Origin of the sequence: Pseudomonas sp. C9-3 (assembly GCF_032392015.1) — a bacterium.
GTDB lineage: Bacteria > Pseudomonadota > Gammaproteobacteria > Pseudomonadales > Pseudomonadaceae > Pseudomonas > Pseudomonas nitroreducens.
Window position 1 is genome coordinate 2,148,404 of record NZ_CP135919.1, and the last position, 18,180, is coordinate 2,166,583.

The 18,180-nt window shown below is 57.3% G+C and carries 20 protein-coding genes; 7 read left to right on the forward strand and 13 right to left on the reverse strand.

Annotated features, from left to right (window positions below; genetic code table 11):
- Positions 1 to 227: 227 nt before the first annotated feature.
- From RS899_RS09780 to RS899_RS09790, 3 genes are all read left to right on the forward strand, one after another.
- Positions 228 to 758, forward strand: coding sequence for a sigma-70 family RNA polymerase sigma factor (locus tag RS899_RS09780; RefSeq protein ID WP_315809756.1), 531 nt, complete (start codon positions 228 to 230; stop codon positions 756 to 758).
- Positions 755 to 1,714, forward strand: a complete 960-nt coding sequence (locus tag RS899_RS09785; protein WP_315809757.1) for a FecR domain-containing protein — start codon at positions 755 to 757, stop codon at positions 1,712 to 1,714. Before RS899_RS09780 ends, RS899_RS09785 begins: the two co-directional genes overlap by 4 nt.
- Positions 1,715 to 1,816: 102 nt before the next feature.
- Complete coding sequence (locus tag RS899_RS09790; protein WP_315809758.1) at positions 1,817 to 4,258, forward strand: TonB-dependent siderophore receptor; 2,442 nt, start codon at positions 1,817 to 1,819, stop codon at positions 4,256 to 4,258.
- 123 nt (positions 4,259 to 4,381) lie between these two features.
- On the opposite strand, the gene RS899_RS09795 is transcribed toward RS899_RS09790, so the two are convergent.
- Positions 4,382 to 4,783, reverse strand: coding sequence for a GFA family protein (locus RS899_RS09795; protein WP_315809759.1), 402 nt, complete (start codon positions 4,781 to 4,783; stop codon positions 4,382 to 4,384).
- Positions 4,784 to 5,177: 394 nt separating this feature from the next.
- Here RS899_RS09795 and RS899_RS09800 point away from each other — a divergent pair, with 394 nt between their 5' ends.
- Positions 5,178 to 6,074 carry a tetratricopeptide repeat protein gene (locus tag RS899_RS09800; RefSeq protein ID WP_315809760.1) on the forward strand — a complete coding sequence of 299 codons (897 nt, stop codon included), beginning with the start codon at positions 5,178 to 5,180 and terminating at the stop codon, positions 6,072 to 6,074.
- 137 nt (positions 6,075 to 6,211) lie between these two features.
- On the opposite strand, the gene RS899_RS09805 is transcribed toward RS899_RS09800, so the two are convergent.
- The 6 genes from RS899_RS09805 to RS899_RS09830 form a co-directional block, all read right to left on the reverse strand.
- Entirely contained in the window at positions 6,212 to 6,691 is a 480-nt protein-coding gene (locus RS899_RS09805; RefSeq protein ID WP_315809761.1) for a DUF4823 domain-containing protein, read from the reverse strand.
- 589 nt (positions 6,692 to 7,280) lie between these two features.
- Positions 7,281 to 7,460 carry a carbon storage regulator CsrA gene (gene csrA / locus RS899_RS09810; protein WP_315809762.1) on the reverse strand — a complete coding sequence of 60 codons (180 nt, stop codon included), beginning with the start codon at positions 7,458 to 7,460 and terminating at the stop codon, positions 7,281 to 7,283.
- Positions 7,461 to 7,527: 67 nt separating this feature from the next.
- Positions 7,528 to 8,439, reverse strand: coding sequence for a hydrolase or metal-binding protein (locus RS899_RS09815; RefSeq protein ID WP_315809763.1), 912 nt, complete (start codon positions 8,437 to 8,439; stop codon positions 7,528 to 7,530).
- A gap of 79 nt (positions 8,440 to 8,518) precedes the next feature.
- Positions 8,519 to 9,523, reverse strand: a complete 1,005-nt coding sequence (locus RS899_RS09820; RefSeq protein WP_315809764.1) for a lambda-exonuclease family protein — start codon at positions 9,521 to 9,523, stop codon at positions 8,519 to 8,521.
- An 80-nt stretch (positions 9,524 to 9,603) separates the two neighbouring features.
- Positions 9,604 to 10,197 carry a DUF4339 domain-containing protein gene (locus tag RS899_RS09825; RefSeq protein WP_315809765.1) on the reverse strand — a complete coding sequence of 198 codons (594 nt, stop codon included), beginning with the start codon at positions 10,195 to 10,197 and terminating at the stop codon, positions 9,604 to 9,606.
- Between the two features lie 71 nt (positions 10,198 to 10,268).
- Positions 10,269 to 10,931: a hypothetical protein gene (locus RS899_RS09830; protein ID WP_315809766.1), complete on the reverse strand. Its 663-nt coding sequence runs from the start codon at positions 10,929 to 10,931 to the stop codon at positions 10,269 to 10,271.
- A gap of 236 nt (positions 10,932 to 11,167) precedes the next feature.
- On the opposite strand from RS899_RS09830, the gene RS899_RS09835 reads away from it, so the two are divergent.
- A complete protein-coding gene (locus RS899_RS09835; protein ID WP_315809767.1) occupies positions 11,168 to 11,422 on the forward strand; it encodes a helix-turn-helix transcriptional regulator in 255 nt (84 codons plus the stop codon).
- 89 nt (positions 11,423 to 11,511) lie between these two features.
- On the opposite strand, the gene RS899_RS09840 is transcribed toward RS899_RS09835, so the two are convergent.
- Both RS899_RS09840 and RS899_RS09845 read right to left on the reverse strand, forming a co-directional pair.
- A complete protein-coding gene (locus RS899_RS09840; RefSeq protein WP_315809768.1) occupies positions 11,512 to 12,480 on the reverse strand; it encodes a DUF932 domain-containing protein in 969 nt (322 codons plus the stop codon).
- Between the two features lie 1,118 nt (positions 12,481 to 13,598).
- Positions 13,599 to 15,278, reverse strand: a complete 1,680-nt coding sequence (locus RS899_RS09845; RefSeq protein ID WP_315809769.1) for a YfjI family protein — start codon at positions 15,276 to 15,278, stop codon at positions 13,599 to 13,601.
- A 305-nt stretch (positions 15,279 to 15,583) separates the two neighbouring features.
- Here RS899_RS09845 and RS899_RS30795 point away from each other — a divergent pair, with 305 nt between their 5' ends.
- Entirely contained in the window at positions 15,584 to 15,733 is a 150-nt protein-coding gene (locus RS899_RS30795) for a hypothetical protein (RefSeq protein ID WP_409978078.1), read from the forward strand.
- 320 nt (positions 15,734 to 16,053) lie between these two features.
- Here RS899_RS30795 and RS899_RS30800 read toward each other — a convergent pair whose 3' ends face one another.
- From RS899_RS30800 to RS899_RS09850, 4 genes are all read right to left on the reverse strand, one after another.
- Positions 16,054 to 16,269: a DDE-type integrase/transposase/recombinase gene (locus RS899_RS30800; protein WP_409978052.1), complete on the reverse strand. Its 216-nt coding sequence runs from the start codon at positions 16,267 to 16,269 to the stop codon at positions 16,054 to 16,056.
- Positions 16,254 to 16,364: a hypothetical protein gene (locus RS899_RS30805; protein ID WP_409978053.1), complete on the reverse strand. Its 111-nt coding sequence runs from the start codon at positions 16,362 to 16,364 to the stop codon at positions 16,254 to 16,256. Before RS899_RS30805 ends, RS899_RS30800 begins: the two co-directional genes overlap by 16 nt.
- Before the next feature lie 192 nt (positions 16,365 to 16,556).
- A complete protein-coding gene (locus tag RS899_RS30810) occupies positions 16,557 to 16,811 on the reverse strand; it encodes a transposase (RefSeq protein WP_409978079.1) in 255 nt (84 codons plus the stop codon).
- Positions 16,812 to 16,940: 129 nt separating this feature from the next.
- Positions 16,941 to 17,282 carry a hypothetical protein gene (locus tag RS899_RS09850; protein ID WP_315809770.1) on the reverse strand — a complete coding sequence of 114 codons (342 nt, stop codon included), beginning with the start codon at positions 17,280 to 17,282 and terminating at the stop codon, positions 16,941 to 16,943.
- A 120-nt stretch (positions 17,283 to 17,402) separates the two neighbouring features.
- On the opposite strand from RS899_RS09850, the gene RS899_RS09855 reads away from it, so the two are divergent.
- Complete coding sequence (locus RS899_RS09855; protein WP_138525704.1) at positions 17,403 to 18,176, forward strand: ABC transporter ATP-binding protein; 774 nt, start codon at positions 17,403 to 17,405, stop codon at positions 18,174 to 18,176.
- Positions 18,177 to 18,180 lie beyond the last annotated feature (4 nt).

Below are 18,180 nucleotides of genomic sequence, written 5' to 3' on the forward strand. Positions count from 1 at the left end.
TGGCGCTCACACCAGTGAGGCGCCATTTCGATCCCATGGCGCCTTTCTTCAGCAAAGCACTCCCATGGCCCTGTGGCTGAGCAAACAATCTGGTCAGAAGCCCTCACCAGCACTTCTCAGACGAATACCGCAGCAATCAACCTTGCCGCGCATTCAGGACGATTGCCCTACTTCCCATGGGATTGATATGATAATTATTCCTATTTGCACTCGAAAGACGATTGGCGATGACGAGCCAGGGCCCGATTCGGCAGCTGGAGGTGGGCGACCTCTATAAGGAACAGCACCGTTGGTTGCGTGGCTGGTTGCGCAGCCGTGTGGATTGCAGCCAACTGGCGGCTGACCTGGTGCAGGACGTCTTCGTCCGCCTGCTCGGCAGTACCGACCGGCAGGGGCGTATCGAGGCCATGCGTGAGCCGCGAAGCTTTCTGGCGACGGTCGCGCGCCGGTTGATGATCGATCACTACCGCCGTCAGCGCCTGGAGCGCGCGTGGCTGCAAGCCCTGGCCGAGGTGCCGGAGCCCCTGGACATATCTGCCGAGGATCGCCTGATCCTCATGGAGACCCTGGTCCAGCTCGACGCCATGCTTGCCGCGCTCGGCGACAAGGTGCGCCAGGCCTTTCTGTTGTCCCAGCTCGATGGCATGACCTACCGCTGCATTGCCCAGACCCTTGGAGTGTCGCTCGTCACGGTGAACCGCTACATCGCGAAGGCCTCGCGTCATTGCATGCTCTACAGCCTGGAGCACGGCTTGTGAGCGGCGCGGGCATCAGCGCTGCGCAACTGGACTCCATCGAGCAGGCGGCGGACTGGTTCAGCCTGTTTGCCAGTGGCGACGCTGTCGCCGCGGACCGCGAAGCCTGGCAGCGCTGGTTGGATGCCTCTCCACACAACGACTGGGCCTGGCAGCAGGCTGAGAAATTGCAGCGACGCATGCAGGGGATGCCCGGCGATTTCAGCGGCCGTGTCTTTGGCCTGGCGCGCGAGGACCGGCGCAGCAGCCGTCGTACCGTTCTCAAGGGCATGTTGCTGGCCCTGGGGACGGGCGCGCTTGGGTTGGGCGGCTACCGCGAGTTCGAGCAGGGAGCGCTGTTCGCCGATTACCACAGCGCCGTTGGCGAGCGGCTGCCGGTTACCCTCGCCGATGGCAGCCAATTGCTGCTCAATACCCAGAGCGCCCTGGACGTCGCTTATGCCGACGGGCAATGCCGGGTGACATTGCGCAGTGGCGAAGTGCTGGTAAACGCTCTGGCGGGTTCGCGCCTCCGTGTGGCGACAAGGCAGGGCGACGTCCGCGCCGTGGGCGGGCGTTATTCGGTGCGCCAGCTCGATGCTGCCTCCCAGGTGGAGGTCTTCAGCGGACAAGTGCAGGTGCAGCCGAAGAGCGCACTGGCTGTCAGCGCGTTGGGGCAGGGGCAGGCCTGTCTGTTCGATGCGGTCGCGGTGGTCTCCATACGGGCACTGGATTACGCCGCAGATGCCTGGTCCCGCGGGCTGCTGATCGCCAACGACCAACGTCTGGCGGATTTCCTGGCCGACCTGGGTCGCTACCGGCCCGGTTTGCTGCGCTGTGACCCGCAGGTGGCGGACTTGCGCCTGAGCGGCACCTTCGAGCTGGACGACCCCGAACAGACTTTCCGTGCGCTGACCAGCGCGTTGCCGGTGCGGGTGGAGCGTCGCACACGTTTCTGGATCACGGTCACACCGGCCTGATCAGAAAAATAATTCATGCCGGGTGATATCAATTCGCATCTTCGTTCGACCCATGAAAGACGGCCGATTTGAACGGTCGGTGACCATGAGAGAAGGACGACGATGAATTCCCCGCATACTCCCCAGGCAAATTCCCTGCACCCGCTGCGCGCTCGTGTGCGGCTGGCCATCCTCTGTTCCGCCTTGCTGGCGCCACTGCCGGCGCTGGCCGATACGGCCGCCGCACAGCGCTACCAGATTGCCGCAGGCGATCTGGGGCAGGTGCTGACGCGCTTTGCTGCCGAGTCGGGAATCGTGCTGTCGTTCGACTCTCGATTGACCCGCGGTATGAACAGCAAGGGTCTGGATGGCAGCTTCCCGGTGGAGGAGGGGCTGCGCAACCTGCTGGCCGGAACGGGCATTCGCGCCGTGCGGGAAAGTGATGGCCGCTTTACCCTGGTGGCGGTGTCGACCGAAGGCGCGCTGGAGATGGACGCCACTTCAGTGATCGGCCAGGGCCTGGGGGAAACCACCGAACTCACCGGCTCCTACACCACCGGTAGCACCAGTACGGCTACCAAGCTGCCGTCATCGCTGCGCGAAACACCGCAGTCGGTCACGGTAATGACTCGCCAGCGCATCGACGACCAGGCCCTGGCCGATCTCAATGACGTTGTGCAGAACACCCCGGGCATGGTCATTCGGCGCACTGGGCCGGAGCGCTCCACCTATTACGCCCGCGGCTTTGCACTCGACAACATCATGTACGACGGCTTGCCCACCAGCCTCGACAGTTCTCAGCTGTCCCAGGACCTGCTCTCCGCAGACATGGCCATGTACGACCGGGTGGAGGTGGTGCGCGGGGCCACTGGCCTGATGCAGGGGGCCGGAAACCCGGCCGCAGCCATGAACCTGATCCGCAAGCGTCCGACGGCAACTTTCCAGGCCAGCATCCAGGGCAGCGCAGGCACCTGGGACCGCTACCGCACCGACCTCGACGTGTCCGGTCCGCTGACCGACAACGGCGCCGTGCGCGGTCGGCTGGTCAGCGCTTATCAGACCCAGGGTAGCTTCCGCGATTCATTGGATAACGAGCGCAACCTGTTCTATGGGATCGTGGAAGCCGACCTGAACGACAGCACCACCCTGACCGTCAGCGCTTCGCGCCAACAGGACGACTACAACGGCAACGGCTGGACCGGTCTTCCCGTGGGCTTCGACGGCAGCGACCTGAAGCTGTCGCGCTCCACCTCCCTGAGCAATGACTGGGAGTATTGGAACAAGACCAGCACCTCCGCTTATGCCGCCGTCGAGCATGCCCTGGACAACGGTTGGAAACTCAATCTGTCGGCCACCAAAACCTGGGCAGACCTGGACATGCTGGGCACCTACATACTGGGGCGCACCGCCACCCAGACCTATGACCAGTACGTCGGCGCCGGCCACTACCGGGAAAGCCAGAACAGCTTCGATGCCTACGCCAGCGGCCCGTTCCGACTGCTGGATCGCGACCACGAACTGGTGGTCGGCGCCAGCCATCGTCGCGTGGTGTTCAATGGCGATGTGCCAGTGAACGTGCTGCTGCACAGCAATATCGATATCTACAACTGGAACGGCGACACCCCGAAAGTTGCCAGCCAGACCAAGTACGGTTGGCAGAATACCAACGCCAAGCTCAACAGCGCATATGCGACTGCTCGCCTGAGCCTGGCCGACCCGCTGAAGCTAATTCTGGGCAGCCGGCTGGACTGGTACGAAAACGATACCAGCGCCCCTTACAAAGGCACCGAGACTGAACTCAAGGTCAACCGTCACGTCACCAAGTACGCCGGCTTGGTCTATGACCTGGATGCGTATCACTCGGTGTACGTCAGCTACACCGACATCTTCAAGCCGCAGAGTTACTTCGATACCTCAGGCTCGGTCATCGAGCCCATCACCGGCAAGAACTACGAACTGGGCATCAAGGGCGAGTACTTCGAGGGTGCCCTGAACGCCTCGGCCGCCATCTTCCAGCTGGACCAGGAAAACCGCGCCAAGGCCATCACCGACCAGAGCATTTGCCCCAGCTACCCGACAACCTCGTGCTACGAGGCGGCCGGCGAGGTGCGCAGCAAAGGCCTCGAGCTGGAACTGCAAGGGCAGCTCACACCCAACTGGCAGCTGGGCGCCGGTTACACCTTCACCGAAGCCAAATATCGCAAGGATGCGAACAAGGCCAACGAAGGGCGTCTGTTCGATACCGACATACCGCGGCACCTGTTCAAGATGAGCACGACCTACACCTTGCCCGGCATGCTCGATCAATGGCGCATCGGTAGCTCCCTGTACCGGCAGAATCGCATTTACAACAAAGGCACCACCTACATGGTCGAGCAGGACGCTTTCACACTGGTGGACTTCATGGTGGGGTTCAAGCCGACTCCCCATATTGATGCGCAACTGAACCTGAACAACGCGTTCGACAAGAAGTACTACAACTCGCTGAGCTCCTCCGTCACGGTGCCAAGCAATGTGTATGGGGAGCCAAGGAACATGATGCTGTCGGTCAAGTACAGCTATTGAAGCGGCTGGGGCGCGTGGGCCTGACCGAGTAGGAGAAACAGGTCGGCCTTTGCGGGCCTGTCATTGCGCGTCGACGACGGGACTGAATGACCGCTTCTGGCCGGTAGCTGCCTGCAGAACCGGTTAGGTGCTCTTGGGCCAGGAGTCTTGAAACACGAACCAGGAAGCTTTGCTGCCGACATGAACATGCTTTTGCTTCTGGGGTGTGAAGGCTGTGTCCAAGGTGCCCAGGGCTATCGAAACCCAATCGGAAAAATCCCCTTGGCTTTTTGACCAGAACAGAGAAGAACCACAGCTGGCGCAAAACTGGCGTGTGACGCCGGTCGAGGATGAGTAGGACTTGAGCTCATCATTACCGGCCACAACCCGCAGATTGCCACGCGGCACGCTACCGTAGCTGGCGAACGCCGCGCCGTGGCCTTTCCGACACTGGCTGCAATGGCAATGGCTGACAGCCTTTGGTGGCGTCTCCAATTCATACCTGACCGATCTGCACAAGCAGCTACCTTGGAGAATTTCAGTCATTCCGCCATCGATCCTTGAATGGAAGCGGCAGCTTAAACAGAGCGTTACCGCGTGTCGAACTGACGTCCCCATGATTCCGTTGCCGACCCATAGCTGCCCTTCGGGAGACGCTGAAGAGCATCGGCGAGAAGGTCATTTCCTACTTCCGCGACAGGCTCAACGGGGCTAAGGCGAACGCTGAACCAGCAGGAGGGCCCCCTTCGAGGCCTGTTCTGTTATGCATGCAGCTACGAAAGCGCACCGGTTTCCGCTATCTCTGCGGTGAGCCGACTCAGGACTCGTGTCGGTGGCCGCCACCTTTCGCTTTACCGTCGCACCGAGTTCCAGCAACGTACCGCCTTCCGATCCACCGCCACGTTGCCCTTCAGGGTGAGCAATTACATGGACGTAAAACATGCGTAGTGTTTCCGCCGTTCTATTACTGGCAGTCCTTCTCGCAGGATGCCAGTCCGATGCGCCTACAACTGGACCTCGCAGCCAGGGCGGACTTGACGACCATGAAAACTGGGTGACATTGCTCTGTTTTTCCTACCGTACTGGTCATATCGGCACGATCACCTCAAGGAACCTGCGGGCCTTCCAGGCCGAGAGCGAGAACGGCAGCCTCGATTGCCAAATTGCCCTGGGCCGCCTCTATGAAAATGGCATCGGTGTGCCGCAGGACCTCGCCAAGGCCCGGGATATCTACCAGGCGGCGGCGCGCGCCGATAGCACAGCCTATATCGAACTTGGCCGGCTGGCCGAGGAAGGCATTGGCGAATACGTCGACTACGCGAAAGCCAGGCAGTTGTATTTACGCGCTGGGGCACAGGATGGAAACCCGATAGCGGCTCTGCGACTGGCAAGGCTCCTGGAGAACGGCAAGGGTGGCCCCCAGGACCTCGACACAGCCTTGAGCTTGTACACTGGGAATCTCAAGAGATCACAGGGCGAAGCCTGGGAGGGGGCACAGCGCCTGCGCTCCCTGGGAGTCAGGTTCGACTCACAACAGGCCCTGCGCTATAACCAGGCTTGGTTATACGGCATGAGAGGCGTGCTCAACCGCGTGATCTCGAAAGCCGAGGAGGACGTCAGGTCCACTCAGGCGAGCAAGCCAATCCGGGTCCAGATCGACTTTTCGAACGAAGCTTCGGCGCCCGGGCTAACCTTGCTCGAAAGTTCCGGAGACACCGCCGCCGACGCTGCGGTACTGAGGATCATAGGGTCGCTCCGCTCCCCCGGGGAGCCCATTCTTTCTGCCCAGCAGAAGCGCTGGAGAGTCCAGTCCATCATCCGGTTAAAAGCGCAATGACGGAGATCCGCGGAGATTGGTACCCGCCCGCCGGTGATCTTTAGTGTGCGAATGGAGTAAGGCTAAGCTTTCAGGTAGTCAGTTGCTGCCCCCCACTAAAAGCGTGCGAGTGACCTAATGATCCTGCGGGTAGCGATTTACTGAGCGGTGCCATAAAGCGCTGAGCGGAAATACTCGTTGATCGGATCCGGGAGGAGGTCTTGAGGATGGTCGCCACCCAGAGTGGCAATCCCACTTTTACCATCAATCACAGTGGAGCTCTCCGCTTCGCCGGAGAAGACATCTACGATGTCGATCTTTACTTCGACCTTATCGCGCATGAAATTCCACTCGGTGGCGCGGTCCTCCCAATGCAGGATGGTCGGAAAAACCAGGTAGCTGTAGCCGCCGATACGGGCGCTATTGAGGGCTTGATCGAAGTCTTCAACGCGACTTGAGCTCGTCACCTTCTGCGAGTTTTTCTGAAGCGCGGACTTAATGATGTTGGAGGTCATCTTGCCCGAGCCAGGGTAGGGTTTCGGTCCGTACTGCCCATCTTCTGGGAGAGCCACGTAGTAGCTGGAGTGGGCGGGCAGGCCGGTCGACTTGCTGTCTTTGACGAAGTGAGTCGAGTCCATGCAGCCCACCAACGAAAACGCGAATGCTGCGACTGCTAGAAACCTTGAGACTGAAACCGAGATCATCTTCTTTCCTTAGAGTGATGTGCAGCCAACCTCCGATGAGGGTGAAGTTACCAGCTCAAAGAGTACCTGCGCGCGCCATTGTTTCGCCATGGGTTTACAGCGCTTGGGTGCATGACTCAACTGGTTCAGCCTTGGAGTATGTCCTGGTCGACTGGTGGGGACTTGTCACTTGAGGCAAAGCAGCCGGTGTTAGCCGAAGTAGCGAACGGCAGGCATGGGTGATTCGCTGCTGCCATAGTCCGCGATTGGCCGGAGGCTGCCTGACCGTCAGCAAAAAAAAACGTAGCAGGAGCCCGACGGGCTCCTGCTTATGACGAGCTAATGCCCAGACGCGTGTGCCCGCCTGGAAGCCAACTGAAAAATGACGAGGGTTAGAAGGATGACCAGCATCAGCGGCCAATAGCGCGCAGCCAGAATCACCAGCGCAACGATGACTGCCGTCCCCGCGAAAATGCTGATCAACAGAAACAGAAGGCCCAAAAATCGCAATAGCCCCATGGCGTGTCTCCATTGAGTTGAGCGATTAGGAAGGCTGATTCTGGTTCCCTTGAATACGCTGATAAACCTCATCGCGATGGACCGTGATGTGGGGCGGCGCTGAAATCCCGACTCGCACCTGGTTGCCTCTGATGCGAAGAATGACGATCTCGATGTTATCGCCGATGCGAATGGTTTTGCCGACGGTGCGGGTAAGGCTGAGCATTGCTCGTTACTCCTGAAGGCTTAGCCGGTTCCAAGCGGAACTCGGTACCTGTCTGACGTTTGGTGAGTTAGTGGTTGGGTGCTTGGGCGCGATCTCGCAGTACGCTCAAGAGCTCTGGGCGTGCCGTGGCGTTGGCGGTTGGTGTGGGGGAGTCCGGTGAAGTTGTCGTAGCAGGCGGGAACTCAGGAAAGAACTCTTCCACGACGGTTTCGCCTTCTTCTTCGCTGTCTTCAAACGCCCCGTTAGCGAAGCCTGAGCGTGCCGCTGCATCCAAAGCGTTCTGATCAAATCCAGATGATTGCCGTGCTTCGTCGATCTCGCGAGCCTGCAGAAGGGCTTCTTCCATCGATATGCCGTTACGCACGGTGATGTCGACATAGAAAATCGGTAGCCCATGGCTCTGCCGTGTCGACTTCCCACGAAGACGTAGTTCCAGTGGAAGACAAGCCAAGCGATCGCCGGAGATTGCCTGGAGGTATTGCAGCCGAGCCGTCAAGGTGCGAATGCTGTTGAAGCCGGTAGTACGAAACACAAAGCTGCCCAGCGAATCCTCATCACCAATAGCTACGTTGAGACGTCCGTAGGGCTTGCAGGCGCCTCCCTTAGCCAGTGGGCAACCGTCAGGTGAAGGGCAGGGGAGTGACTCGATTCCTTTATCGCTACGGCGCTTGCAGCTGTCGCCATTGCCCACGCAGATCGGCCGTCCGGTTTGACGATCGAACAGGCAGTACTCAGCGCGAAAATTCAAATCAGGAGCATTGAACAGCAGGCGAATCGGGATGCTACGAATCTTGCCTCCTTGGGCTTTGCGTAGCTCCTCGTCGAGCGGATGCGTTAGCCAGTGATCGCGCAATTGGATCTGTGTAGTGATGGTGAATTGGTCGTCCTTCTCCGGTAGACGTTTGCCATTTCTCTCAACGACCTTACCGATGGAAATCCGCCCGAGCACCGGCGGGGTGATAGCCAAGCCTTTGAGCATTGGTGGTTCTCCAGTGGATGAATAAAAAAGGCCACCCAGGTGCGCAATTGCACGGGGGTGGCCAATGGGGGAATCGAATTCAGAGAATCAAAAAACGACGGCTGCCGGTTTTGGTGGTGGGGTAGCGTGCGAGTAGATAGGGCTTTTCTTTGAGCGCCTGGGAAACATCGAGCGTTACGCTGTCTTTTGCCTTGCGCCAGGACACCATGCCATTGGCGAAAACTGCCCGACTGGCATCGCCCATGGCTTGCTGCAACTGCTGCTTCAGCTCCGCCTCGCGCTTGCTCTGACGTTCGAGAGTGGCGCGCACAGATTTCAATTCATCGAACGCCGATGACAGGATGGCGTCTTCAGAGAAATCCAATGTGCGCCCCTGGTCGAGGGGATAAAGACAACGCAATGCACGCTCCGCCGATTCAGACCCATCTGCCGGTGGTGGAGTGTCACGAACGACGTAGCCCCAGAACTCTTTCTCCAGTTCAATCAGCCAATGGATGAGTTCGTCATCGCGCTCAATTCGGTGGATCTCTAGATGTTGACCACAGAGCAGTACAGCCACATCGGCAGCCTGCTTTCCAGTAACCGCTAACTGGTGCATTACCTGCAGTTGAACGTAGACCGGTACGCCTTCCTTCCAGAGACGAGCACCGTTGATACCTGCGGTTTTGCACTCAAGGATCTGCACGTCCTCAGCACCGGTGACTTCGCGATCGATGTTGGCCAGCATCCAGTCGAGCTTGGTGTCAGGGTGCTGCAACACGGCATTGATGCGGCGTACTCGATTGCCGGTGCGCTGGGTGTAATGCCGCGCGACGATTGATTCCAGGATGTTGCCCCAGTAAGTCGGACTCTCCTCATCGTTCACATCGCTCTTGGGTAAACCCGAATCGCGGCCGGTTTTCTCCAGCCACAATTCCAACTGTGATTTGTAGGGGTTGAGGCCGACGGCTGCAGCGGCATCGGAGCTGCCAATGCCTCTTTTACGAACTGCAAGCCAGTCGTCGCGAGACAGATCTTTGGTGCTAACCAGGCGCAAAGCCGGGCGTGTCGGTTCTGTGCTGGGGGTGAAATAAACATGAGCCATGTGGGCCTCCGGGTACAAAAAAGCCCGGCTGGTTTCCACCGGCCGGGCGAGAAGGGAGAGTTGTAGCTGGCGCGTGGGGTTTAGCCCTGATGAGCACCAATGCTGATGAAGAAGCAGACGATCCAGGTGATGAAGTAGGCAAGGTTTTGGTTAAGCAGTTTGGAGCGTTGATACAGGTAGACCGGTACCACGAATACCCAGCCTTTGAAGCGGCTGACATCGTGGCCAGCTTGCTTGAGGTGCTTGGAGTCGAGGACCGAGAGGCCGATGTTCAATGCCAGGGTGACGTACCAGTAGCGGTTCTCCGACATGGCTCGCTCCCACTGCGCTTCATTCGCACCGAACAGGCCGGCGACGAAAGACTCCAGCAGGTAGCCAATGATCGGAGCGAACGCGATCAGCCAAACAATTTTGTTGTTCACGCCGGATCCGGTGAGGGGGGGCGGCCCGAACTCATCCAGGTGCTGGCGAAGCTCTGTTTGCTCAATCTTGGCCCATGCGGTCATGCCTTTCTTCCAAACCATCGAGCCGTAGGTCAGCGTTCCACTGCGGATCAAATCGATGATCTGCTGTTGATCGAAGCCGCCTTTGCGTTCGCCGTTCTGCTCGTAGTGCCATTGATTGCCGACTGCGTCAGCGCCGTTGGATTGGGCGTTATCAAAACTGGTGCTCATGACATTTCCTTAGGGTGAGCCGGCCCGCTGCGGAAGTTGGCTTCCACAGGGCATTGGGGGGATTTAGGGGGTTATTTTTTCGGGAGCATGTCGGCATTTACGCCGATCTGATTGCCGTTCTTGTCGTAGCACATGGGCAGGGAGTCACAGTTCCCTCCTTTGGCTGCCACATCCGCTTCGTTGACGGCCGGAATGCCAATGACTGGCAGGCTGGCCAGTTTCACAGTGACAAGGCCCAAGGCCGTATCGACGGTGCAGTAGTCGCTGTCGTTGATAGGGCAGACGGCATGGAATTTTTCACCAGGCTCTCGCTTGCCGAGAGAGTTGGCGGTCTGACGTTTCCCATTGAAGCCAGGGCCTGTGCCATTGGCATAGGAAACCGGGTTGCCGGCTGTGTCGACGCCCATGTACCAACCTGCTGCGACGACATAGTTTCCTTTGGGCGCATTGCCATAGAAATCCTTGCCCAGGGCGCAGATTCCATCATCACCACAGGTGACCGGCTTGAAGCCAGATACGAACCGCACCTCACCATTGGGCATGACGAGGCGAGAGACTTTAGGGGCATCGAGCGGTAAACACGTGCTGGCCGGCCCTTCGGCGGCAGTGAATAGACCCTCAAATGGCGAGCTTTTCAGGCTCCACGGATTTGAGCAGGGCATGACGTTGTTACCCGCCTGAGTGACCGTTGCTGCAGTAGCCAAAAGCATGGCTACGAGTACTGCGATTTTCATGGGATTCCCTCTCTGAAATTTCCCTACTGGATGGATCTGTTGAGGGGGCTCAGCTCCCCAATTGCGTAGTTTCCGCGCCTGCATCGTTGGAGCCTTACCCGCTTCGGCGGCATCGATGCGTTCAGGCTACGTGGGGTGTGGGGCGCGCTAGACTTCGCTTGGTAAGATTATCTGAAATTCAGATATCCGAAAACCAGATATAGCTTGCAAGGCTGCTCATCAGATGGTCAGCCACCATGGCTAAAGCAATTTATCGCCCTGAGTACGCGCATTTTCTAGCGATCTTGAAGCGCCATCGCATAGCGGCTGGTCTGACTCAGGTGGAGTGTTCTAAAGCTCTAGGTCATCCGCAGTCGTTTATGAGTGATGTTGAGCGAGGCTCTCGACGGCTCGACATCATTCAAATTCGCGATTTAAGTAAGGTCCTCAAGACCGATCTAGTTAGCTTGGCTCAAGAGCTAGAGGATGCAATCAAGCAGGCTGGTGCTTGAGTTCTTGCAATAGCTCATGTTCAACACTATTGCGTGTCGCGGCGGATAGGCAGATGGCACCTGTTTCAGCTCTATCCGCCTCGAGTTTTCTACGCCGCCAGCTCTAGAGCGGCGTCTAGTGCTTTCTGCTTGATCGCAGCACCCTGACCAAACCACGCCGAGTCAATGCGGTACTCATTGCTGCGCGCACGCCGCTCGTGATCCACATACTCAGTGACTGCATTGAGCAGTCCCCACGCGGTTCCCTTGGCTGCTTCCAGATGCGAACCGCGCCCCGCACCCTCATATAGTTCGTGCACCTTCCGCAGTGCGCGCTCGTTTACGAGTTTGTCGGGTATCTCCTGGTTCGTTCTCACATCGCATAGGACGTTCATGAAAAAGCTCGTTGCTTGGCGCGGGTGCACCTTGGTGTCAGCCAAGATGCGCATGCGGTACATGAACTCGTCCCATTGCGAGACTGCGATGCCCAGTTGTTTCTTCACAGCCTGAGCGTCGAAGCGGGTGCTGTGCGGGACTTTGATCGCCCGGGTGGCGCCGTCGACGGCGATGGTGAGGGTGTTGTTGCACACGACCCGCACGGTTGTCGGAGTTGCAGTGGTAGCCAGAGTCCCGTCGCAGGACGTAGCCAACAGCAAGTAACCGTTAACCAGGTCGTTGCCCTTCAGCGAGGTGTTCTGTCCGGTGCGAGCCAGTGCCCAGAACTTACGACCGCCTTTGATTACGCCGGCGGTTTCAAGCTCGTAGCCGGAGACCTGTGTGAGGTCTCGGTAGAACTCCAACACCTCTCGTGGTTGCACGACTTGATAGCGTTGAGAGACAACGGAGAGAGGGACCTTAGTATCGGAGCGGTAGAGCACTTTCTGTTCTGGGAAGGAGTGGATGCTGCCGAGGTGGCCAGCGGCGTCCGAATTGAAGTGAACCGGGCTTTCCCGGATTTGCCAGTTCATGCCTGCTTCACGCTGCCAGACCTCGAGAGGTTGGCGTTGAGACAGGCGGCTACCCAGGCCGTGCCAGGGAGCTACGCCAACGTAAGCCATGCTTTCTACGAGATGAGCCATGATGAAGTTCCTTTTAGCATTAGCCGGCATAGAGCGTTGCGCCGCACGCAGCACCGGCGAGATGTTTAATTGAGGTGTGTGGAGGTGGTGGAGACTGAATTGGCCGAAAGGTTGAAGCTAATGCCGCAGTTCAAGCAGATATGGTCGGCAGGTGAGTGACCGTCGATTTGCTCACCGAGTTGTGCGCCGAGTGCGCAAGCATTGAGGGCGCCGGTCAAACCTCGGAGAATGACCGCAGACAGCGACCTGACGGAGAGGGTTAAAGGTGTGGCAACGGGACCGGCCATGCTTGTTCGATTTGCTGTCAGCGCGGCAGAAGCACCGCGGGCTGCACCACAGAGAGTTCCGACAATGATGCCGGCCTTCATGATAGTTTTTGCAGATACGATCCTGAGCGAGTGACAGTTAGGGCAGTGCAATGACATGTCGCAGACTCTCCTGTTGGTATGTCATTGCTGTGATATAGGACTGAGATTTTTTTGAGTGAGGTCGTTGCATGAAATTGCTTTCGATTCCGCGCGGTCCGACAAGAAAACGGTGTACCTCTCGACCGTGCGGAGCGCCCTAGAGCAGTTGGTTGCAACCCACCGATAGAATCGCCGGCATCTCATCGTTTACCTACTGGCATCCGACAGTGTTGACGTACAGGCTGTCCGACGAGGTGACGATGTCAACGTTGGTGGTTCTGATCAGGTTTCCGGCGTGCTTGCGCTCTGGTCCCCGTCGGCCAGCAGGAAGATGTCTGGCGCCGGTAGCGCAATGCAGCAGTAGGGCGCATATGCAATGCAGATAGGAGGGAACGTGGGCGGATTGCTTTTGTCGCTTTTGTGCTTTTCCCCAGTGGCTGAATACAGTATTCGGATTTGGGGTTCCAAATTAATTTTTGGCCTAGGGGCCTCGGCACTTGGCGTTGGAGGTGCGGTTGCGCTTCTAAGTGGTGTGAGCTGCAGCGAATTGCATGAAAGATATCGAAAAGGCAAGCCGCCGAGATTATTTCGTCGAACGTTTACATGATTCACCACCACGAAAATTCTCGCCAGAAGTTGGAGATATCGCTTGCGCTATAGCGGGATACGCTCTTGCGGGCCTCGATGGAAACCCGCAATTACTCAGCTATTTCAGATCGGTAGCCTGATGCAGTAGCGCTTTTCCGTCAAATGGCGGATGGGATGTTCAGGTTTGTAGAGTTCTTGGTCGCTGAATAGCGGGAGAATATTTATTGTAATACTTTCGCCGTTTCTCAGTTCTGGCTCGCTATTGTTTATGATTGACTCCCTGAAACTATATTGGGATCCGTTCTTGGCGAGATGACCGAGCCTGGTGAGAATTTCCATGGATGCGAGTAGTCGTTCTGCATTGGCTCGTCCCCGAAGTCTGTTCGGGCCGTACTGTTTTATTTTGGTAAGAGTTACTGTGGTTCTCATTCCATCTCTCAAGTGGGCTGGAAGGCTTCGCTCGAGTCCTCGATTGCTCCGTTTATGCAGGCCATCTTCAAGAATTTCTTTGTTTCGAATGTCCTTGTAACACTCCTGTATTAAGAAGCTTGCAAGCTCACAGGTGTCTGTAACAATTTGTGGGTCGCTGGCTAGATTTTTCTTGAAATCTCTAGAGCAGGCCTGGGCAAATTTCCAGCTGAATTTTAAAGTGAAAAGGTCTATTTCTGAGTCGTCTTCAGATTTGCGCTCAAATGCATGAATAATTGCCGCTAGCCGACTGGTGTTTTCCAATAGCTTGGATGCGTGGTCTCTCATGTAGCGGTACCAGCCGCCATCTTGCATTTGCTTCTCGAGATTTTCGTTTATTTTAAACCATAGGCTCTTTGCTGGTTCGGAGAATGTTAGTACTTGTCGCACTTTTGGGGAGGGCGCCTCCAATAGATTCCTAGCTCTTTCATTAAATAGGGTCTTTCGTGGGGTTTCCCTTTTTCCTGCCCCGCTAGAGCGCTCTCCAGCCATGGACTTAGGTTTTGAAATCAAAAAACGAGCGAGAAATCCTGTCCCGCGCGCTTCTTCGCCGCGACGGCCCATGAAGTTTGATATCACGCTGGGTTGTGCCATCAGCGACATTGTGAGTCGGGCGTTCTTAAGGGTGATCGGGGCCCTAGAGAGACGATCTACTATCAGACTCCCTCCATCCCAAAGAGTATTTAGCTTGTCGAGTTCGTTGACGATCTTTCCGTTAAAAATACTATTGGCTTCGCTGGTAAGTAGGCAGCCGTGTGCTGAGTTTTCGTAAAGATATTGCACCAGGGCTTGCGGTGTTGTGTCCTCGTATAGGAACTTTTCTGAGGGATTAGGCTCAGGCTTTTTCCTTAGATGGTCTTCAAGCTCTTGGAGCGCGGCATCTGCTTCCCCCTTACCTCCTGAGCTGGCTAGCTTTCCCCACGAGCGCTCTAAGTACTGCTTTTGAGTGCTCCAGATTTCTTGCTTTATGCGGTGCTCCCGCAGAGTCTCGTCGTGAGCGTCTATGGCCTCTTGGTTTACTGCTGAGATTGACTCAAAAAAATAATTTTGCGTGGTGGTCTTGCGCTCACCCGACTCGGCGATGGTTAACAGCATTAAAGAGGTGTTCGACTTGTTCCCCGGAGGCATCTGCACATCTACATGCCGTTGGCAGGTCGTAGCCATAGCGCCGAATGCACACATCATGCTCATCTCTCGCGATACCTCTAATTGACGAGATGACTCCTCCACTGCCCCTTCAAAAAGGCTGTGCTCTCGATAGCACGGCCACCCATCTTGCATTCTCGGGTCTGCGGGGTCAGTGTCTTCAAACCTCGCATCAAAAATCTCGCTCACATTGATTATTCCGCTATTTCCGCTAGGGCTAGCGAAAATAGCAGGCCACGTCAACGTAGGGCCTTAAGTTTTCATGCGATTTGGGACGATGCCAGAAAGAATTGATCTAGAGCAATTATTTCCGGGGGGTGGGGGAGGCGCTAGGTAGCCGGCCTGGGAGCGCTCGAGAGGCTTACGTGTTGTAAAGCCTGGAGGTGATTTTCTAACGAATCTGCCTATCCTTTGAACGAAGAATAGGAGCCCGCTCATGAGGACGATACGACTTCGAGAATCCTTGGAAGGTCATAGACTTAGCCAAGTCAACCATTTATAGACTCCTTGCTGGTGGCGAATTCCCAGAGTCATCTTCTCTGAGGCATTGTGTAGGCTGGGTGGAGGAGGAAGTGATTGAGCGGGTTCTTTTTAGGATTGACGAGCTAGACGCTAATTTAGAAAGCACCCTGATAGATGAATAGGTCTGCGATTCGGAATAAAAGCCATGGCTGATTGCGTTCGGTCATGGCTTTTATGCGGGAGACTATGATGTTTTGTAAATATTAAGACGCGCTGTGCTTAGTGTTTTATTTAAATCAGGGTTATTCGTCATTAGCGCTGGCATGAGAGATCCTCCTGTGTCGTAGGCGCATCGCTACCCCACGGGTAGGACAGGTCATTCAGGGTGCAACACAAGGTTCCTATCCGGTCACTGACGGCAGGCCTAGTAATGCCGGGAAACCTCAGCATCCAATCGACAGGTCAATGCAGAGGCAATCCAGCAAGCCAATCCCCGCACGAGTTAGATTGGGCTGACGTTCAGAAGGAAAGTGAACTGAGTATCCCAACAGTTTCCTCGCCGCGAGTGGCTTGGCGCGATGCGATGTCGTCGAAGCAAGGCCAGGTAGCAGTAGGTGAAGTACTGGCTGCCGCGATCCGAGTGCAACAGCATCTCTGCTTGTGGCTGTCGGCGTGCCACAGCCATCTCTAGCGCGGCGTGAACTAGGGCCTGCTGCATGGGTAGTGCATCGCCCAACCGACAACGGCGCGCGAATAGAGATCAAGCACGACGGCCAGATATAACCAGGCTTGGGCCGTCCGTACGTGGGGCATGTCCGAAACCCAATGCCGGTTGGCGTGATCCGAGGCGAAGTGGCGATCTAGATGATCCGGTGCAATCGGCAGATCTTGGCGACAGCTGGAATCCAGCCGCCAACGCTTTCGCGAACGAACACGCAGGCCGGCTTCGCGAATCAGTCGAGCGACTAGTGCGCTGCGAGAAGATGGTGAGCGTATTTTTATGTATCACGCTCCACGGTGACCTGCGCCAACTGCTGGCGTAGGCGACCAGAGCTCCGAGCTCTCACTGCGCTGCTTGCCGTTGCCTGGAAAGCCATCGTCACCTTTCTGTTCATACTGGCGCTTCCATTTGCCCAGCGGGCTTTCAGCGATGGCCAATGTGTCGGCTACGTGACGAAGCGGCGTGCCGGCAAGTATTTGGTCTACCGCTTCGCGTTTGACGGATTCGGGAAAATGTCGTCTGGTCTGGGGGATGAACAGTCCTTGCGGTGGATATTATCCACCTTAAGTCAGTTTCCGCTCAGCCTGGGAGAGATCGCTCGCTGTTCATCTCTCTGGACGGGACGTTGGAGCAGTTGCAGTCCGGTGGCATGAATGCAGGGCAGCGGATCAGGAGGTGGGCACAGAGGTCATTGCCCAAGTGATGAACCCGGCGTTAACAGCCGTAAAAGCCAAGGCGATCAGGAATACGGTGTCAGCTACCCGCATCATCCGCTGACCACGTAGGGTGCGGTGAGTACGCAAGCTCCAGTAGGAAGTTAACGCCGAGACCAGGTAGAACATCATGTTGACTGCCACCAGGTCGTCGATGATCAGGTCTTCCCGGCGCAGGGTGAGGATGACCCGGATGATGCCAATCACCGTCAGGCACACGCCGACCATGGTGGCGGAGACGGAGAAGATGTGGATGCAGATGTCGTCATCGAGGCTGGGAGGTTCCTGCTTACTCATCGCGTTTCACTCGCTGGCGGGAAATGTGGAAAGCGTAGTTGCGATTCGATGAAGGCTTGAGTACGAAGGCTAACGCGCCTACTGTCAGCGGCTGCCCCAAGCCCGGACATGAAACGCCCCATGATCGACTTCAACAATGTCACCGCCTACCAGCAGCAGACCCGCGTGCTGGACGGCTTCTCCCTGCATATCGGCGAAGGCGAGAAGGTCGCCATCCTCGGCCCCAATGGCGCTGGCAAGAGTACGCTGCTCAAGCTGATCAGCCGCGAGCTCTACCCGGTGGATCGCGAGGGCAGTTCGCTGAGCCTGTTTGGCCTGGAGAACGTCACTATCTGGGACCTGCGCAGCCGTATCGGCTTCGTCTCCCAGGACCTGCAGGAAGACTACACGCCCTTCACCCAGGCGCTGGAGGTGGTGATCTCCGGTTTCTTCGGCGCCATCGGCAGCCACGGCCACCTGCAGCCCACGCCGGAGCAGGTCGCCAAAGCGCGCGAGATGCTGGCCATCGTGGAGATGGACGGTTTCGCTGAGCGCATGTTCCAGCGCCTCTCCACCGGCCAGAAGCGCCGCCTGCTGCTAGCGCGCGCACTGATCCACGAGCCCCGCGCATTGATTCTCGACGAGCCGGCCAACGGTCTGGACATGGGAGCCAGCCTGCAGATGCTGACCCTGCTGCGGCGCTTCTGCGGCCCGGAGCACGCGATGATCATCACCACCCATCATCTCGACGAGATCATCCCGGAGATCGAACGCGTGGTGCTGATTGCCGAGGGCAAGGTGGTCGCCGACGGGCCCAAGGCCGAGGTCCTCACCAGTGAGCACCTATCTGCGCTGTACCAGGCGCCGCTGAAGGTGACCGAGCAGGAGGGCTGGTACCGTTGCTGGCATGCCTGACCGG

Coding starts and splice junctions, on each gene's coding strand:
- RS899_RS09805 (WP_315809761.1), bottom strand. CDS start 6,691: ATGGACTCGACTCACTTCGTCAAAGACAGCAAGTCGACCGGCCTGCCC.
- RS899_RS09835 (WP_315809767.1), top strand. CDS start 11,168: ATGGCTAAAGCAATTTATCGCCCTGAGTACGCGCATTTTCTAGCGATC.
- RS899_RS09815 (WP_315809763.1), bottom strand. CDS start 8,439: ATGCTCAAAGGCTTGGCTATCACCCCGCCGGTGCTCGGGCGGATTTCC.
- RS899_RS09830 (WP_315809766.1), bottom strand. CDS start 10,931: ATGAAAATCGCAGTACTCGTAGCCATGCTTTTGGCTACTGCAGCAACG.
- RS899_RS09795 (WP_315809759.1), bottom strand. CDS start 4,783: ATGACTGAAATTCTCCAAGGTAGCTGCTTGTGCAGATCGGTCAGGTAT.
- RS899_RS09840 (WP_315809768.1), bottom strand. CDS start 12,480: ATGGCTCATCTCGTAGAAAGCATGGCTTACGTTGGCGTAGCTCCCTGG.
- RS899_RS09850 (WP_315809770.1), bottom strand. CDS start 17,282: ATGAGTAAGCAGGAACCTCCCAGCCTCGATGACGACATCTGCATCCAC.
- RS899_RS09790 (WP_315809758.1), top strand. CDS start 1,817: ATGAATTCCCCGCATACTCCCCAGGCAAATTCCCTGCACCCGCTGCGC.
- RS899_RS09780 (WP_315809756.1), top strand. CDS start 228: ATGACGAGCCAGGGCCCGATTCGGCAGCTGGAGGTGGGCGACCTCTAT.
- RS899_RS30800 (WP_409978052.1), bottom strand. CDS start 16,269: ATGCAGCAGGCCCTAGTTCACGCCGCGCTAGAGATGGCTGTGGCACGC.
- RS899_RS09800 (WP_315809760.1), top strand. CDS start 5,178: ATGCGTAGTGTTTCCGCCGTTCTATTACTGGCAGTCCTTCTCGCAGGA.
- RS899_RS09825 (WP_315809765.1), bottom strand. CDS start 10,197: ATGAGCACCAGTTTTGATAACGCCCAATCCAACGGCGCTGACGCAGTC.
- RS899_RS09820 (WP_315809764.1), bottom strand. CDS start 9,523: ATGGCTCATGTTTATTTCACCCCCAGCACAGAACCGACACGCCCGGCT.
- csrA (WP_315809762.1), bottom strand. CDS start 7,460: ATGCTCAGCCTTACCCGCACCGTCGGCAAAACCATTCGCATCGGCGAT.
- RS899_RS09855 (WP_138525704.1), top strand. CDS start 17,403: ATGATCGACTTCAACAATGTCACCGCCTACCAGCAGCAGACCCGCGTG.
- RS899_RS30805 (WP_409978053.1), bottom strand. CDS start 16,364: ATGCCCCACGTACGGACGGCCCAAGCCTGGTTATATCTGGCCGTCGTG.